Origin of the sequence: Methanobrevibacter sp., from assembly GCF_045114555.1 — an archaeon.
Lineage (GTDB): Archaea > Methanobacteriota > Methanobacteria > Methanobacteriales > Methanobacteriaceae > Methanobrevibacter.
Map to the genome: position 1 here is coordinate 71851 of NZ_JBGUKT010000016.1, position 16638 is coordinate 88488.

At 32.6% G+C, this 16638-nt stretch carries 13 protein-coding genes; 9 read left to right on the forward strand and 4 right to left on the reverse strand.

Annotated elements, in window-relative coordinates; translation table 11 throughout:
- Window positions 1–69 precede the first annotated feature (69 nt).
- The gene (cobQ, locus tag ACJMLB_RS03210) at window positions 70–1689 is read right to left on the reverse strand and encodes a cobyric acid synthase CobQ (RefSeq protein WP_405323629.1); all 1620 of its coding nucleotides are present in this window, start codon (window positions 1687–1689) and stop codon (window positions 70–72) included.
- A gap of 562 nt (window positions 1690–2251) precedes the next feature.
- On the opposite strand from cobQ, the gene lonB reads away from it, so the two are divergent.
- The 8 genes from lonB to ACJMLB_RS03250 all read left to right on the forward strand — a co-directional run bounded on the left by lonB (window position 2252) and on the right by ACJMLB_RS03250 (window position 11565).
- Entirely contained in the window at window positions 2252–4138 is a 1887-nt protein-coding gene (gene lonB / locus ACJMLB_RS03215; RefSeq protein WP_405323694.1) for an ATP-dependent protease LonB, read from the forward strand.
- 253 nt (window positions 4139–4391) lie between these two features.
- Window positions 4392–4874 (forward strand): hypothetical protein, encoded by a 483-nt coding sequence (locus ACJMLB_RS03220; RefSeq protein ID WP_405323631.1) that lies wholly within the window; start codon window positions 4392–4394, stop codon window positions 4872–4874.
- Window positions 4875–5159: 285 nt separating this feature from the next.
- A complete protein-coding gene (locus ACJMLB_RS03225) occupies window positions 5160–6257 on the forward strand; it encodes a hypothetical protein (protein ID WP_405323633.1) in 1098 nt (365 codons plus the stop codon).
- A gap of 319 nt (window positions 6258–6576) precedes the next feature.
- The gene (locus ACJMLB_RS03230; RefSeq protein ID WP_405323635.1) at window positions 6577–7497 is read left to right on the forward strand and encodes a ribose-phosphate diphosphokinase; all 921 of its coding nucleotides are present in this window, start codon (window positions 6577–6579) and stop codon (window positions 7495–7497) included.
- A 257-nt stretch (window positions 7498–7754) separates the two neighbouring features.
- Window positions 7755–8138 carry a hydrogenase maturation nickel metallochaperone HypA gene (gene hypA, locus ACJMLB_RS03235; RefSeq protein ID WP_296869314.1) on the forward strand — a complete coding sequence of 128 codons (384 nt, stop codon included), beginning with the start codon at window positions 7755–7757 and terminating at the stop codon, window positions 8136–8138.
- Between the two features lie 148 nt (window positions 8139–8286).
- A complete protein-coding gene (hypB, locus tag ACJMLB_RS03240; protein ID WP_405323637.1) occupies window positions 8287–9012 on the forward strand; it encodes a hydrogenase nickel incorporation protein HypB in 726 nt (241 codons plus the stop codon).
- A 148-nt stretch (window positions 9013–9160) separates the two neighbouring features.
- Window positions 9161–10192 carry a DUF354 domain-containing protein gene (locus ACJMLB_RS03245; RefSeq protein ID WP_405323639.1) on the forward strand — a complete coding sequence of 344 codons (1032 nt, stop codon included), beginning with the start codon at window positions 9161–9163 and terminating at the stop codon, window positions 10190–10192.
- A gap of 296 nt (window positions 10193–10488) precedes the next feature.
- Window positions 10489–11565, forward strand: coding sequence for a nucleotide sugar dehydrogenase (locus ACJMLB_RS03250; protein WP_405323696.1), 1077 nt, complete (start codon window positions 10489–10491; stop codon window positions 11563–11565).
- 86 nt (window positions 11566–11651) lie between these two features.
- Here ACJMLB_RS03250 and ACJMLB_RS03255 read toward each other — a convergent pair whose 3' ends face one another.
- From ACJMLB_RS03255 to ACJMLB_RS03265, 3 genes are read right to left on the reverse strand one after another with little or no spacing between them, the layout of a single operon-like run.
- Window positions 11652–12239, reverse strand: a complete 588-nt coding sequence (locus tag ACJMLB_RS03255; RefSeq protein WP_405323641.1) for a MarR family winged helix-turn-helix transcriptional regulator — start codon at window positions 12237–12239, stop codon at window positions 11652–11654.
- Window positions 12236–14023, reverse strand: a complete 1788-nt coding sequence (locus ACJMLB_RS03260; RefSeq protein ID WP_405323643.1) for an ABC transporter ATP-binding protein — start codon at window positions 14021–14023, stop codon at window positions 12236–12238. The genes ACJMLB_RS03255 and ACJMLB_RS03260 overlap by 4 nt, the downstream gene beginning before the upstream one ends.
- Before the next feature lies 1 nt (window position 14024).
- Window positions 14025–15830 (reverse strand): ABC transporter ATP-binding protein, encoded by a 1806-nt coding sequence (locus ACJMLB_RS03265; protein WP_405323645.1) that lies wholly within the window; start codon window positions 15828–15830, stop codon window positions 14025–14027.
- 248 nt (window positions 15831–16078) lie between these two features.
- Between ACJMLB_RS03265 and ACJMLB_RS03270 the strand changes: the two genes are divergently transcribed.
- Window positions 16079–16570 (forward strand): type II toxin-antitoxin system antitoxin SocA domain-containing protein, encoded by a 492-nt coding sequence (locus tag ACJMLB_RS03270; RefSeq protein WP_405323647.1) that lies wholly within the window; start codon window positions 16079–16081, stop codon window positions 16568–16570.
- Window positions 16571–16638 lie beyond the last annotated feature (68 nt).

A 16638-nucleotide genomic window follows, 5' to 3' on the forward strand; every position in this document is an offset into this window, starting at 1 on the left:
TTATTAATTTTTATTCTAATTTTTCTTATTTGATTTTTCTTAATTTTATTGATTTTTTAAATCAATTTTTTAATCTTCAAAAATAAGTTTATCAATATAATCCATATCAAGTGCTTCTTCTACAATGTTTGCTAGTTTTTCAAGTGAGTTCTCTACACTTGTTTCATATGGGTCTTCACTTGTTTTTATTTCTAGCCCTTTGTTTTTCCTTATATGATTTAAGAGTTCTCTTCTTAAATTGTAATTATTGAATATTCCATGGAAATAGGTTCCGAATACATTATTTTGGTAAGCTCCATCATATATTCCTTCATTATTATTTCCCATTCCCTCTTTAATTTTAAATAAAGGTTTAGCACTTAAAAGATTTGTTGTTCCTTCGTGCAATTCATATCCTGCGACCTCTTCTCCATTGATTTTTGAGAATATCTCATGGATTTGGTCAGATTCATCATTAAGACCTAATTCAAAGGTAGCAAGACTTTGCTTCACGATTTTTTCTTCTCTAATGAATTCACTTTCAATGTCTAAAATACCTAATCCTTCAATTTCATCAAGTTGAGACTCTTTATGATTTTTATCGTAAATCCTATTTCCTAAAATTTGGTATCCTCCACAGATTCCAATAATTGGTATTTTCTTATTGTTATGCAATTTTCTTATTCTATTGGCCATTCCGGACTCTTCCAATTCTTTCATGTCTTCAGTGGAGTTTCTGGTTCCAGGCAAAATAAGCGCATCAATATCTTTAAGCTTTTCTTTATCATCATATAATTCAATCATTCTAATTTCAACATCGTCCTCAGCATCAAAAGGATCGATATCTGTGAAATTAGCTATCTTTGGAAGTTTTAGAACACCTATGATTATGTGTTTTTCATTTTCATCGAATTCTTTTTTCCAGTTATGTTCCTTTAATGATGCGGAGTCCTCTTCAGGAAGCTGCAGGTTTTCTGCATATGGGACTATTCCAAGGACTGGAACTTCAATGATTTCTTCTAATCTTTCGATTCCAGAGCATAACAATTCCTGTTTTCCCCTGAATTTGTTTATGATAACTCCTTTGAATCTTGATCTGTCTGCATCATCAAGCAATAGGAAGGTTCCGGCTATTGAAGCAAACACTCCTCCCTTATCAATGTCTCCAACAAGAAGCACATTTGCATCAGCTATTTCTGCGGCACCCATATTTGCAAGGTCTCCCTCCCTTAAGTTGATTTCAGCAGGAGATCCAGCACCTTCCATAATTATCATGTCATAATCTTTCTTTAAGTTGTTTAATGAGTCTATTACCGCTTCTTTTGCCATGATTCTATAATCTTCATCGTCCATCAGATTATTGTCAATATCCTTTTGGGTAGCTTTTGTCTTGTCATACTTTCTAAAGAAGTCCTTGTTTCCAACTGCTTCCCCTTGAATGATTACCTGTGAACATGATTCTCCTTTTGGCTTTAATAAGATAGGGTTCATGTCTACTGTAGGATCTATATTTGCAGCTTTTGCCTGCAATACCTGTGCAATGGCTATTTCCTTGTTTTCCTTTGTAGTGTATGAGTTTAAGGACATATTCTGTGATTTGAATGGTGCAACCTTATATCCTCTTTTTGTATATATCCTACAAAGTGCTGCAACGATTAAACTCTTTCCTGCATTGGAAGCAGTTCCTTGAATCATTAAACATTTTGTCATAATCTTACCCAAATTCTTGTATATTAGTTTCATTTGTTTTTTATAAAATATAAATTTTATTTGATTTGATAATTATTTGTATTATTTTTGGATTTTCTTTCCCAGATTTTCTTTAGACTTATTTTAGTTAATAAAAGTTACTAAAATACAAACCTTTTTATATGACTAAAATCATAAAGTTATTAAGCATGTAGTTTAATATATATTAATATAATGTAATATTAATGAATTATTAATGAAAAATTGAGGTAATTTATAAATTTAAAACTTTATTAAAAAAAACAATCGTCATATTAACTAGAAATTAAGTAAAATGAAAATATTTAGGAGGTTTTATATGGAAGAAGATAAAGTAATGGCTACAGAAGTAGAAGAGTTAGAGTCTAAAGAAGAAATCGTAGACTCTTCTGTAGAAGACAATATAATTGATGAAGCTGAAGAAGCTGATAAAGTTGCTGATGCTGATGCAGTTGAAGAAATTGCAGAAACCAAAGCAGAAAATAAGGATTCCCTTGAAGTCGAGTTTGTTGAAGATGACGAAGGAAATCGCAGAATCAAACCTATGCTTGATTATGAGTCAATTTCAAACACTGCAGATATAGAAGTGCCTCCTTTGCTTATTGACCAGGTAATTGGTCATGAAGAGTCTGTTGAGACTATTAAAAAGGCAGCAAAACAAAGAAGAAATGTTCTTCTTATTGGTGACCCTGGTGTAGGTAAGTCAATGTTAGCTAAAGGAATGGCTGAATTATTGCCTCCTGAAGTGCTTCAAGACGTATTGGTTTATCCAAATCCTGAAGATAGCAATTACCCATTGATTAGAACAGTGCCAGCAGGTCAAGGTAAAAAGATCGTTAAGGCAAACAAGGCTAATGCTAAAAGCGGTGATGAGAAAAAGATGATGATTACCATGTTCGTCACTGCAGCTATTTTCGTTCTTGGATTGATGTATCAGAGAATCTTTGAAGCTATTATTGCTGCACTTCTTGTTATATTTATTTCAATGCAAATCAAGCCTAAAATGACCAATAGCGCTCCAAAATTATTGGTCAACAATGGAGACAAAAGATTTGCACCATTTATGGATGCTACTGGTGCTCATGCAGGTGCATTGCTCGGTGATGTAAGACACGACCCTTACCAATCTGGTGGTCTTGGAACCCCTGCACACGAACGTGTAGAAAGCGGTATGATCCATAAGGCACATAAAGGGGTTTTATACATTGACGAAATAGGTACAATGAGCATGAAAACCCAACAAGAGCTTTTATCTGCAATGCAAGAGAAGAAATATGCAATCACTGGTCAAAGTGAAAACAGCAGTGGTGCAATGGTTCGTTCTCAAGCGGTTCCTTGTGATTTTGTTCTTGTAGCTTCCGGTAACATTCAAGTTCTTGAAGGTATGCACATTGCTATGCGTTCAAGAATCAGAGGTTACGGTTACGAAGTGTTCATGAAGGATTATATGGAAGATACCGAAGAAAACAGAAGAAAGCTTGTCCAATTTGTAGCTCAGGAAGTCAAGAATGATGGAAGAATTCCACACTTTGCAACTGATGCGCTTGATGAAATCATTTTGGAAGCTAAACGTAGAGCAGGCAGAAAGAATGCACTTACCCTTAGATTAAGGGAATTAGGTGGATTGGTACGTTCCTCTGGTGATGTAGCTATTGAGGAAGGTGCAGACTTAGTAACCGCTGAGCATGTTGTAACCGCAAAAAGATTTGCAAGAACCTTAGAACAGCAAATTGTTGACAGATCCATTATCCAAAGAAAAGAATACAGCGTATTCCATTCATCTGGTGGAAAAATCGGTATGGTCAATGGTTTAGCGGTTATGGGTGACAGAAGCGGTATCGTCATGCCAATCGCTGCTGAAATGGCTCCTGCAAACAGTAAGAATGAAGGTAAAATCATTGTAACCGGTAAGCTTGGAGAAATTGCATTGGATTCTGTACAGAACGTAAGTGCAATCATTAAGAAATACACTCAAGTTGACATTTCCAATCACGATATTCACGTTCAGTTCCTCCAAAGTTATGATGGAGTTGAAGGAGACAGTGCAAGTGTTTCAATAACTGCAGCTGTAATTTCTGCTGTTGAAGGAATTCCTATTAATCAATCTGTTGCACTCACCGGTTCATTAAGCGTTCGTGGAGATGTAATGCCTATTGGTGGAGCTACTGCTAAGATTGAAGCTGCAGCAGAAGCAGGTATTAAGAAAGTTTTACTTCCTAAATCCAATATGGATGACGTAATGCTTGAGAAAAAGTATGAAGACATGATTGAAATCATTCCTATTGAAACCATTGAAGATGTTTTAGAGAATATCTTGATTAATGGTAGCAAAAAGGAAAGATTGATTAAGAAAATGAGAGAAATCAGTGGTGCTGTAACCAGTAAGGTATCTGCTGACTCTATGGCTTTGTCTAATCCAAGTCATAATTAATCTCTAAATTTTTCTTATTTTTTATTTTTTATAATTATTTTTTAACTTTCTAATTTTCTTTATTTTAATTATTTTCTTATTATAATTGCTATTTTAGCTTATTTTTATTGTTGTATATGCAAAAAGTTTATATATTAAAAATGTGTTATAATAATAATTAGATGTAAAAACATCTTAATAGGAAATTTATATTAAATATTCATTTTTATCGATTTGATATTTTAACAATTTGATAAATTATGGTGGTGATAAATTGGCAACTACTTTAAAAAGAGCTATTGGTATCGTAGCTGTTATTGTTGTTTTGTTTTTAGCAATAACTGCATTATCTGGGGTATTGATTTTAGCTCAAGATGATACTGAAGGAGGAATTCCTGGAGTAGATATGGCTGCTTTATGGAGTATAAACGGCGGATTTAATTGGATTTATCCAGGAAGTTCACATAATGCAAATGGTCATACCCTTCATAACATTTATATGACTGACAATCCTTATCAAGATGCTAAGGAAATCATGGAATACACATATGGTGTAAGCCCTCATGTTTTAGTGATCATTAACGATCAGGCAGCTGCACACATTTTTGGAGACAATATTTTAGACACTATCCGTCAACATGACTGGGTTGAAGGAAACTCCCGTGGAGATGCTGTTGCTATGAGTATTACACATGTAAACCCATTGCCTATAATTCCTGATATCTTGTTAGGTAACATTAAAATCATGTTAATTTAATTGGTTTTGATTATTTGGTTTTGAATTCTTTTCAAAACTAACTTTTCTCTTTCTTTTTTCATTATTTTTTATTATTCTTTTTCCACTATTTTTTCTAATTTTAAATAATTTTTAATAATTTTTAATAATTTTTTCTAATTTTACTAATATTTAAATACTTAATTAAATAAAAATAATGATGTATATATAATCTAAAAAGTTATTTTAGACTTTTTAAAGATTATTTATTATTCAATTTATAAATTAAAAACTTTAAAAAATTAAAATTATTTATTGTGTGATTTCATGTTATTAATAGCTCAAAATCATTTTCAACTTATAGTCGAAGTAGGTTTGATTTTACTTGCTACCATGATATTTGTTCTAAATCTAGTTCCATTCTCATTAAGTGTAGTCACATTCCTGTCACTATTCTTATCTGGTGGATTTGCAATTTTATTTGGAGTGGATTTAGCGTTCCTGATATTGTCATTTGGTCAGCACGAATTTACTCACCCATTCGGCCCAATTGCTCTTTTAGCTATTATAACTGCATTAGCTTCGCTGAAGGTGATGGAAGAGTCGGGGGTTAATGTAGGGCGGCTGAAAAGGATAGTTTATATACTTTTAGCAGCTATTACTATCTTTGGAGGAGCAATGCATAGATCTTTCTTATTATTATGGTTTGTCGGTTTATTCATAGGATACACTATTATTTCAAAATCCTTTAGACAAAAATCCATTCTTACATTGAGAAGAATCGGAATGTTCTTTGGAGCTGCATTAGTTGCTTTTGGAGTATTAGAGATAGTTGCAAGAATCAGTGGTATGGAGGTTTTCTCTCCAGTGCTCAGGATTTCAAGACTTGCAGCAAATTCATTATCCAGTTTAAAATTAGTAGTTGAAAATACTTGGTTAATTGGACATGATCCTGCATCCTCTTACTGGTCCAATAGTTCCGGATTTGCAGACGGTTATATCAGTTTGCCAATGCAATTCATTTTATTGTTTGGTTTACCGTTCCCTCTCTTCTTTGGTCTATTAGTAACCAGAAAGGATACAATCGATTATATGCTTCCAGGTATTTTTGGTTATGCTTATGACTTTGGATATCTCACATTCCTGATATTGCTCTTAATAGTTTTAGGAACAATCATTGTTGGATTGATGATTTTAAGAGAATATAGACATAAAAGAGAAAGTAAAAATAGAAAATACCTTGGTAAAGAGGTTCTTTTAATAGGTTCCCTTACTGGTTTTGTTTCTCAAGCAGTGATTGGTCTTTTCTTATTCAACAGGACTGTAAACGGTATGGCTTTACTCACATTCATGTTCTTGGGATCTTTAGTATTGGCTCATACTGTAACCATTAGAAGAGACAGCAATGAAGCTGTAAGCAGATAAAAAATAATTTTTCTATTTTTTATTTTTTTATTATATTTTTTTAACTCTTTTTAACTTTTTTTAACTTTTTTTAACTTTTTACATTTTTTAATAATTTTGTTATTTTTTAACTATTTTTTTTAAAACTTTTTTAATTTTTAATCTTGTTTTTTAATTTTTGTTTTTCTTGTATGTTTTTTATAAAAATTCTTAATGATTTTTCCTGATTTTTTTAAAATAGTAATATTTAATTATAAACATTTATAAAGATATTAGTATATTATTAATTTGATTAATTAATAAAATTTTAAGATTAACGACAATATTTTTGGTGATTATTTTGATAATTGGTGGTTCAGCATCACAAAAATTGGCAGCAAATGTTGCTAAGGAATTAGGAGAAACCTTATGTCCTCTTGAAACTAAAAAATTCCCTGATGGGGAAAGGTATGTTAGGATCAAAGGGGAAATTGAAAAGAATGTTACAGTCATTCAATCAACTGGTTTCCCTCAAGATGAAAATTTAATTGAATTGTTATTTATACTTAGAACTCTTAAGGATTTAGGTGCAGAGCATATTAAAGTTGTTGTTCCTTATTTGGGTTATGGTAGACAGGAATTAAGATTTAAGGACGGTGAAGCTATTTCTGCTCAATTGGTATCTAATTTGATTGAAGAATCTGGTGCAGATGAATTCATTTCAATCAACTTGCATGAAGATAGTGTCAGAGACTTCTTCACCATTCCAACTGCAAATCTTTCTGCTATGCCTCCAATTGCAGAATATATTGCAGACAAAGTGGAAAACCCTATAATCATCGCTCCAGATAAAGGGGCTTTAGGATTTGCAGAGGAAATAGCTGAAATTCTTGGCTGCAACTGTACCTATATGAGCAAAGTCAGATTAGGTCCAGATAAGGTTGAAACCAGAATCGTGGATGTTCAATGTGATTTTGACTCAGAAGATCTTGATAAGGTCAAACAGGATTCTAAAGTGAATATTGATTCTGTAGCTGGTAAGGAAGCGGTTATCATTGATGACATTATAGCTACTGGTGGAACAATTGTAAATGCAATCGGAATATTAAAGGAGCATGGTGCAAAATCTGTAGATGTATGTTGTGTTCACCCTGTGCTTGTAAATGATGCTGTCTTAAAGATCATGGCTGCAGGAGCTCGTGACTTATCAAGTACTGACACTTTGAAATCTGATGTCAGTTCAATTTCTGTAGCGAAATTGATTGCAGATGCTTTAAGATAATTTAATCTATATTTTTTATTATATTGAATTCCAATATTTTTTTAATTAACTTTTTATTTTCTTTTATTTTCTTTTATTTCTTTTGTTTTATTTATTGGAATTTACCCTATTTTTTTATTCATTTTATTTTCTTTTTAAAAAAGTATTACTCATGAATTATTTCAATAATAATTGTTTGATAAATCAACAATAGTTTTATATTATATTAATTAAAATATTATATTATAATTTAATTAATTTATATTTGGAGATATTGAATGCACGAATTTGCTATGGCTCAAGGGATTTTCAACACAGTTTTAGAAACTGCACAAGCTAATGATGCAATTGAAGTTACTGAAATGGTAATTGAGATTGGAAAGTTGGCTATGTTGAATCCAGAACAATTGAAATTTATGCTTGGCGTTATGCTTGAAGGTGAAGAATTAACTAAAAATGCCAAGATGATCATTAATACTATTGATGTTGAAATTAAATGTCATAATTGTGGCTTTGAAGGTATAGGTAATGTTGATGACAGTGATCATTATGCTCCTATGATTTTATGCCCTGAATGTGAAAGTCATAGGGTTCAAGTTGTAAATGGTAAAGACATTACCGTTAGAAGCATTAGTATTGAAAAAGAAGATGATGAAAATTAGTTAAAAATGACAATAGAAAATTCTATTGAAATAATTAATATATCTTTTGATAATTCTTATACTTTTTTAATAAACTATTAAAAATATTGTCCAAATTTTTAAAATTATTAAACTTATTATAAAATTATATGTTTTGAAGGTGAATCATATGCATAAGATTGCAGATGTAGAGATAGCAAAGAATATTATGGATGCTAATGACAGATTAGCACATAAGAATTTACATTTATTGGAAGACCACGATATATTTTGTATAGACTTCGTAGGAGCTATTGGATCTGGTAAAACTGCTCTTATTGAAGACTTAATTGATAATCTTGATGAAAAAGTTGGTGTGCTCGCAGGAGATATCATCAGTGATTTTGATGCAGATAGGATCAAATCCCACAATGCACCTGTTGTTGGATTGAACACTGGTACTGAATGTCACTTGGATGCACATTTGGTAAGTCATGGTTTAGGTGATCTTCCTCTTGATGATATTGATTACCTCTTCATTGAAAATGTAGGTAATTTAATCTGCCCTGTTGACTTCCAATTAGGTTCTCATATGAGAATTGTTGTTGTAAGTGTTACTGAAGGTGACGATACAGTAGAGAAACACCCTTACATTTTCAAGGATTCTGACTTGATTATCATCAATAAGATTGATTTGGCTGATGCTGTCGGTGCAAGCACTGATAAGATGGTTGCAGATGCTAAAAAACTTAATCCTGATGTTAAAGTCATTACTACAAGCTTAAAAGAAGGTAAAGGATTAGATGAAGTGATTGAAGCTATTAAAGATGCTAAAGCACACGAAGCTGAACATCACCATCATCATGACCATGACCACAATCATGAGCACAGTCATGACCATGATCATCATCATTAATCTTTCTTCTATTTTTTTAACTTTTTTTAATATTTTATTTCAAATAAGTCTTTTTTAGATTTTTATTTCTTTTAATTTTATTTTTTTATTAAATTATTACTAAAATTTATTAAGTATTACTAAAATAATATTTATAAAAGGTGATTTCATGAAAATATGGATTGATATATCAAATGCTCCTCATGTAAGATTTTTTAAAGATGTAATTAAGTATTTTGAAAATGAGGGAGAGGATGTTTTAGTCACTGCACGTAAATTCGGTGACATTCATAAATTAATGGATATGTATGATATTGATTTTGTATCTGTAGGTAAGCATGGAGTCACTTTGGAAGAAAAGCTTAAGGAAAGTGCACAGCGTGTTGTAGACTTGGCAGACCTTATTTCCGGTGAAAACTTTGATGTGGCATTGTCAAAGCATTCCATTGAACTTCCAAGGGTGGCATTTGGCCTTGCAATTCCAAGTCTTTTTGTTCTGGATAATGAGCATGCAATGGCTGCTAATAAATTGACTCTTCCATTATGCAGCAAGATCATAGTTCCAAGTATTATCGATGAGTGGAAATTATTGCAGTATGGTGCAAATCCTAATGATATCATCAAATATAATGGAACTTCTGAACTTATGCACTTTAACAATTTCAAGTTTAATGAGAATGTCTTTGATGATTTAGGGCTTGATTTGCCTTTGCAGAAGACAATACTTATGAGGCCTGAGCCTTCTCTTGCTTCCTATTTGAATACTGATTGCAGAAAATCTGTTTTATCTCCGGTAGTGGATGTATTGAAGGAATATGCTAATATCCTTATACTTCCTAGATTTAAGGAGCAAGCAGAGATTTTTGAAGGAATAAAGAATGTAACAATCCTTAAGCCTCCTGTTGACACTTCAAGTATCATAAAGGCATGTGATCTTGTCATTGGTGCAGGTGGAACAATGAATAGGGAAGCAGCTATTCTACAGACTCCTGTCATTTCATGTTATCCTGGTGACACCTTATCAGTTGATCAGTTTTATGTGGATAATGGTTTGATGTATAGAACAACTGATTTAGAGGATATTACAAAACAGGCACTTAATTTTATTGTTAATCCACACAAGCCAATTGACTTTAAAACAGATGATTTATTTGGATTGATTGTCAACAAGACTTATGAGTTAGGTAACTCTAAAAAATAAGTTTATTTTATTAATAAATTAATGAATTAATAAATAAATTTTAATGGCAACTATAAAAAATGAACTTATTTTAATAAATTATTTTAAAAAATATTTTTTTATTCTTCTTTTATATTGAATTAAAATTGATGAAATTTGGAGCATTTTAAAATGAAAATTACAGTTGCAGGTGTAGGATATGTGGGGCTTTCCCTTGCTGTTCTACTAGCTCAAAAACATGATGTTACTGCTATTACAACAACAGAATCAAAGCGAAAAAACTAAATCAGTTCATTAGCCCTATTCGGGATGATGAAATAGAAAGATTTTTTAAGGAGGCTCGTGAAGGGAAACGAGAACTTAATCTTCATACAACTACTGATAAGGAAAGCGCATATAAGAATGCTGAACTTGTTATTATAGCCACTCCAACAAACTATGATGATGTCAATCATTTCTTTGATACTTCTGCGGTTGAGGATGCTATAGAATGGACTCTTAAAGTTAACCCTGATGTGCTTATGGTTATAAAATCAACAATACCTGTTGGATATACAGAGTCTGTGCGTGAGAAATATGGTGTTAAGAATATTATATTTAGTCCGGAATTCCTTCGTGAGTCAAAAGCCCTTTATGATAATTTGCATCCAAGCCGTATAGTTGTTGGTTGTGATGATGAGCAGATGGAAGATGGGCAGATGTTTGCAGACCTTCTTTTGGAAGGTGCAAGAGAAGAAGAGAAGAAATCCAATTCTCCTGAACAGGATATTCCTATATTGTTGACACATCTAACAGAGGCGGAAGCTATTAAGCTTTTTGCCAACACTTACCTTGCTGTAAGGGTGAGTTACTTTAATGAGCTCGATACTTATGCCCAGACTAAAGGCCTTGATACACAGATGATTATAGATGGCGTATGCATGGACCCTCGTATTGGTGGGCATTATAATAATCCTTCATTTGGTTATGGAGGATACTTTTTGCCTAAAGATACAAAACAATTGTTGGCAAACTATAAGGATGTTCCACAGACTATGATAGAGGCTGTTGTTCATTCCAATTCAGTGCGTAAGAATTTCATTGCTGATCAGATTATTTCAAAAAATCCTAAAACAGTTGGAGTTTACAGACTTACCATGAAGAGCAATAGTGATAATTTCCGTGCATCTGCTATACAAGGTGTTATGAAGCGTATAAAAGCAGAGGGAATTCCGATAATTATTTATGAGCCAACACTGGAGGATGGGAGTGAATTCTTTAGGTCTGAAGTGGTAAATGATATTAATCGGTTCAAGAGTGAAAGTGATGTCATTCTAGCAAATAGATTTGATTCACATATTCTTGGTGATGTTGTGGATAAGGTATATACAAGAGACCTATTTAGAAGAGACTGATAGTTTTTTTAAGAGAATTTTATTTATGGTGAATGGAATGAATTAAGAGTTTTCACTCTTAATTATTTTTTTCCAATCATATTTCCTCAACTTTTTTTATTGCAATCCATCAATTCCAGCCATTCTTCATTAGGATTATGCTCCTTAAAGTATTTTTCAAAGATTTCCTTTCTGTTTTTAATTATCTTTTCATACCTTTCAGGGTTCTCTTCCTTGAATTTATTATGAAGGGCTACTGTTAAACGATTCAAATATTCATTTAAGTTTTCCTTTTCCTCTTCACTTAAACTGTCAAAGATGTCAATATCCTCATGATTTTTGAATTCAATTGCTCTCCCTTCTTCTGTCAATTCAACAAGCAAGACCCTTTTATCTTTAGGGGATGGAACTTTTCTGATGAAGTTTTGCTGCTCCAATTTGTTTAAGGTTTCATTGAGGGAAGTGACACTGATATTTAATATTTCAGACAATTCCTTAGTGGAAAATCCATCTTTCCTTTTTAAAAAGCCGATTAGTCTACCTTGTCCCTTAGTAATGCTTTTCATTTCTGGATTTTGCTTTTTGTTTCTCTTATCCAGAATTTCATTTATCATAATGAATTTATGGAACAATAATTGATTATCCACTTCATTAAAATCAAAATAATCTTTTTTTGAATTATTTTCCTCATTCATATGATATTCTCCTTGCTTTGTGCATTCAAGGTATTGTAGTAATATCCTTTTTGCTCCAATAGCTCTTCATGTGAACCTTGCTCTATGATATGTCCATCTTCAATTACAATTATCTTGTCTGCATTTCTGACAGTTGACAGTCTATGAGCAATGATGAAGCTTGTTCTGTCTTGCATCAATTTATCCATAGCTTCCTGAATTATCTTTTCAGTTCTTGTATCGACTGAAGATGTTGCTTCATCCAAAATCAGTATCTGCTTGTTTGAGAGAATGGTTCTTGCAATTGTCAAGAGTTGCTTTTGACCATGGGAGATATTGTCTGCATCTTCGTTAAGCTCACTTTCGTATCCTTCAGGGATTTGCCTTATGAAATGGTCTGCATGGGCCTCTTTTGAAGCGTTTATGACTTCCTCTTCAGTGGCATCCAATTTACCATAACGTATATTGTTGTATATTGTGTCATTGAATAGCCAAGTGTCTTGAAGCACCATTCCTACAAGAGATCTTACGCTATGCTTGTCGTATTTGTTGATGTTCACGCCATCAATCTTTATCTCACCGCCATTCAGGTCATAGAATCTCATGAGCAGTTTCACTATTGTGGTCTTTCCTGCTCCAGTTTCACCTACAATAGCTATTTTCTCCCCCTTCTTGACTTTGAATGAAAGGTCCTTGATTACTGGCTCATCTTCGCTGTAACCGAAGTTGACATTTTCAAAGCTTATATCATCATTGATTTCCTTGATTTGCTCTTTTGAAGGGTTCTCTTCAATCCTTATTTCAAGGAACTCAAATATTCTTTCACTTGCAGCCATTGCAGTCTGTATCATATTCATTATTCTTGTTATCTGTTCAATAGGTGTTGTGAAGTTTTTTGAGTATTGGATAAATGCCAAAATGTCTCCAACGCTTATTGCCTTTTGAAGCACGAGAACTGCTCCAAGAACGGATATAATCACATATTGCAAATTGGAAATGAAGTGTACAAAAGGACCTGATAGGCTTGAGAAGAACTTGGATTTCCATTCCTGCTCATACCAATTTTCATTTTCCTCTTCAAAGATTCTCATGGATTCTTTTTCCTGATTGAATGATCGAATGATTTCATGGCCTGTAAATGATTCTTCGATTTGTCCATTCAGGTTTCCTCTGTATCTTAATTGCTTTAGATAGTAATCCTGTGAGAATTTGGTTATGTAAGTTATTATCAGGAAAGCTATTGGGACCAATACTATTGTAGTGAGTGTCAGCCATAGATTAATGGATAGCATCATCACTGTAACTCCCACAATTGTAATGACTCCAGTCAACAATTGGTTGAATGTTTGAACAATTCCTGTTTGGAGAGAGTCTACATCGTTTGTGATTCTTGATAGAATGTCTCCTCTAGTATTTATATCCAGATCTCCCATTGACAAGTGAGTTATCTTTTCAATTAAGTCCTTTCTTAGATTATAACTGATATCTGTTGTTATGTCCAGAAGGAGATAACTTTGTAGATAGGAAAAGACTGCACTTATTATATATAAGATTACGATTGCAATGAGCAGATTGATTATATGATTCAAATCCATATTTCCAGAGTTTATCCCATTAAATATTGCAGTTGTAGCAAATCCTATTAAAAGAGGGCTTATGACTGAAAACACTGTTGATATGATTCCGCATATAACTGTCAAGCTTAGCTTCAATTTATATCCTGTCAAGAGAGAGAATATGTTCTTTATGGATTGTTTAGCGTTTGCCGGTTTTTCAGGAGGTGCTCTTCTTGGTTTTCTTGCCATATCATTTGCCTCCCACTGTTTTCTTGAGGTAACTTGTATCTAGAACATAATTAGAGGATTCCTCATTCTCATACAATAAGTCTTTTGAACGGTCTATTTGTGAGGATACTATTTCTCTATAGATATTGCAGTTTTCATTAAGGTAATCATGGCTTCCCTTATCGATTATTTTCCCTTCATCAAGAACAATAATCTCATCAGCATCCATGATTGTTGAAATCCTTTGTGATACAATAAGCATTGATGAGTTTTCCTTTAAGCCTTTTAGGTTCTCTTTCACCTTTGCTTCAGTGTTCATGTCAAGTGCTGAGAAGCAGTCGTCAAATAGGTAGAAGTCACGTTCAGCCAATATGGATCTTGCAAGTTGTAGACGTTGCTTTTGCCCTCCAGAGTAATTGGATGCTCCTTGTGAAACACCATCCTCTAAGCTTTCTATAAAGTCAACTTCTGCCATTTTCAATGCTTTTTCAATCTCTTCATCACTTGCATCCTCTTTTCCTATCAGCATATTTGACCTTATTGTTCCTTCAAAAAGGATTGCCTTTTGTGGAGCATAGGAAATTCTGTCCCTTAATGCAGTTAGTTTATATTCCTTGATATTCTTGTCATTGACTAGGATTTCACCGCCAGTTACATCCTGAAGACGAGGAATCAGATTCAAGATTGTGGATTTACCGCTTCCAGTTCCTCCAATTATTGCAGTGGTTTTTCCCTTTTCCAATTTGAAGTTTATGTCTTTCAATGTTTCCTTTTCACTTCCAGGATAACTGTAAACCACATCTTTAAATTCAATTATTGGATTATCATCTATGGCGTCAATTGGCCCATCGCTGATTGTTATTTCTGTATTTATCACTTCAGCTACACGTCTTCCAGATACTAGAATCCTTGGAATCATGACAAGGAATCCACCCATCATTAAAAATGCCATAACGATTTGTGTAGCGTATTGGATGAATGCTATGATTGTTCCAGTTAATATCTCCCCTTGTATAGCATCGTATGCACCAAAGTATAAAATGAGAACTATCATTAGGTTCAAGAGTAAAGTCATCGCTGGCAATAGGACTAAGAGAATTCTAAATACATTCAAGTTCACTGTTCTGAAGTCTTCATTGGTTTTTCTAAATCTTTCCTCTTCGTAGTCCTGTCTTACAAATGCCTTGATTACAGGTATTCCCATCAATATTTCCCTTGAAGTCTGGTTGATCTTATCAGTCAATTCCTGCATTACCTTGAAGTAAGGAACGGTTCTGATGAATATTATGACAAAAGGAATGATTGCTGCAGCAAATGTCACTGCAATGATCCATAAAAGGTTGGTTCCAAGTTCCATTGCCTTAAGTATGCTCCCTATACCTAATATTGGTGAAAAGAGTATTGTTGTAAAGAACAGTCCTAAAAAGATTTGTATTTGATATACATCGTTTGTATTACGTGTAATGAGTGATGCTCTTGATATCTTGTTCAATTCAAAGTTTGAAAATTTCAATATCTTCTCATAGCTTATTTTTCTTAAATCTCTCCCATAGGCTGCGGATACTTTACTTGAGAAGTATGAGAGCCCTATTGTAGCTAAAACCCCAACTAAGACCATAGCCATCATCATTGTTCCTACACTTATTATGTAGTCAAAATCTGTGTTCTGTATTCCTATGTCTACAATGTCTGCAGTGTATTTAGGCAGAGTAAGGTTACAGTAAACATCAATGAGTAGGAATGCAACAATGAGAATAAGTGGAATTATGCTCTTTTTTAAGGGGCTAAGAAGTTTTCCTATAGTTTTCAATGTTTTAGTTAAATCCATAATTTTATTTCCATAATTTTTTTAAAGGTACCTTTAAATTATTTTCTATAGGTACCTTTTAATTTTATATTATATAAATATTTTTAATTGATTTTCATTAATTTTCATATGCTCTTTCTTTTCCTTTAATAGCAAGTTGAAACTAATATTTTAGTGTTCATATGGTTACTCTTTTTTAATTTACAATATTAAATTTAAATCATTTTATTTGGTTTATTTGATTATTGAATTGATGATTGGTGTTTAATATGGATTTTAAAAAAGAAAAGTACATAAAGATTATACTATACATCATATCACGTTGCACACATAAGGAAAACCTTGGAAAAACGATTATTTCGGTTTTGCTCTATTTCATTGACTTCAATTATTATGAATTATACGGTGAATCATTGACCAATGAGGTTTATCTAAAATCAAGGATTGGAATAGTTCCCAAGCATTTCAATGAGATTATGAATCAGTTGATAAGGTCTCATAATCTTTATTATAGGCAAGAGGTTTACTATTACTATCTAATCAAAAGGTATTATATAAGGCAGATTCCATTGTTTAATTTCACTAAAGATGAACAAAGGATTATTGATTATGTCATTTATGAATTAAGTGATTTTAGCGCTACGGATTTATTGATTTATCAAAGGGGAGACATGCCTTATAAATTGGTGAATATGGATGAGGAATTGGATTATAATCATGTATTCTATCGAGATGAGCTTTATTCTGTACGTAAGTATTGATTATTGTTTCTTAACAATATAGAAAACTTTAAATGTAACTATAATCATTATAATTATTAAATGAAATA

Excerpts from the sequence above, each read along its gene's own strand:
- cobQ (WP_405323629.1), bottom strand. The coding sequence starts at position 1,689 with ATGACAAAATGTTTAATGATTCAAGGAACTGCTTCCAATGCAGGAAAG.
- lonB (WP_405323694.1), top strand. The coding sequence starts at position 2,252 with ATGCTTGATTATGAGTCAATTTCAAACACTGCAGATATAGAAGTGCCT.
- ACJMLB_RS03225 (WP_405323633.1), top strand. The coding sequence starts at position 5,160 with ATGTTATTAATAGCTCAAAATCATTTTCAACTTATAGTCGAAGTAGGT.
- hypA (WP_296869314.1), top strand. The coding sequence starts at position 7,755 with ATGCACGAATTTGCTATGGCTCAAGGGATTTTCAACACAGTTTTAGAA.
- hypB (WP_405323637.1), top strand. The coding sequence starts at position 8,287 with ATGCATAAGATTGCAGATGTAGAGATAGCAAAGAATATTATGGATGCT.
- ACJMLB_RS03245 (WP_405323639.1), top strand. The coding sequence starts at position 9,161 with ATGAAAATATGGATTGATATATCAAATGCTCCTCATGTAAGATTTTTT.
- ACJMLB_RS03255 (WP_405323641.1), bottom strand. The coding sequence starts at position 12,239 with ATGAATGAGGAAAATAATTCAAAAAAAGATTATTTTGATTTTAATGAA.
- ACJMLB_RS03260 (WP_405323643.1), bottom strand. The coding sequence starts at position 14,023 with ATGGCAAGAAAACCAAGAAGAGCACCTCCTGAAAAACCGGCAAACGCT.
- ACJMLB_RS03265 (WP_405323645.1), bottom strand. The coding sequence starts at position 15,830 with ATGGATTTAACTAAAACATTGAAAACTATAGGAAAACTTCTTAGCCCC.
- ACJMLB_RS03270 (WP_405323647.1), top strand. The coding sequence starts at position 16,079 with ATGGATTTTAAAAAAGAAAAGTACATAAAGATTATACTATACATCATA.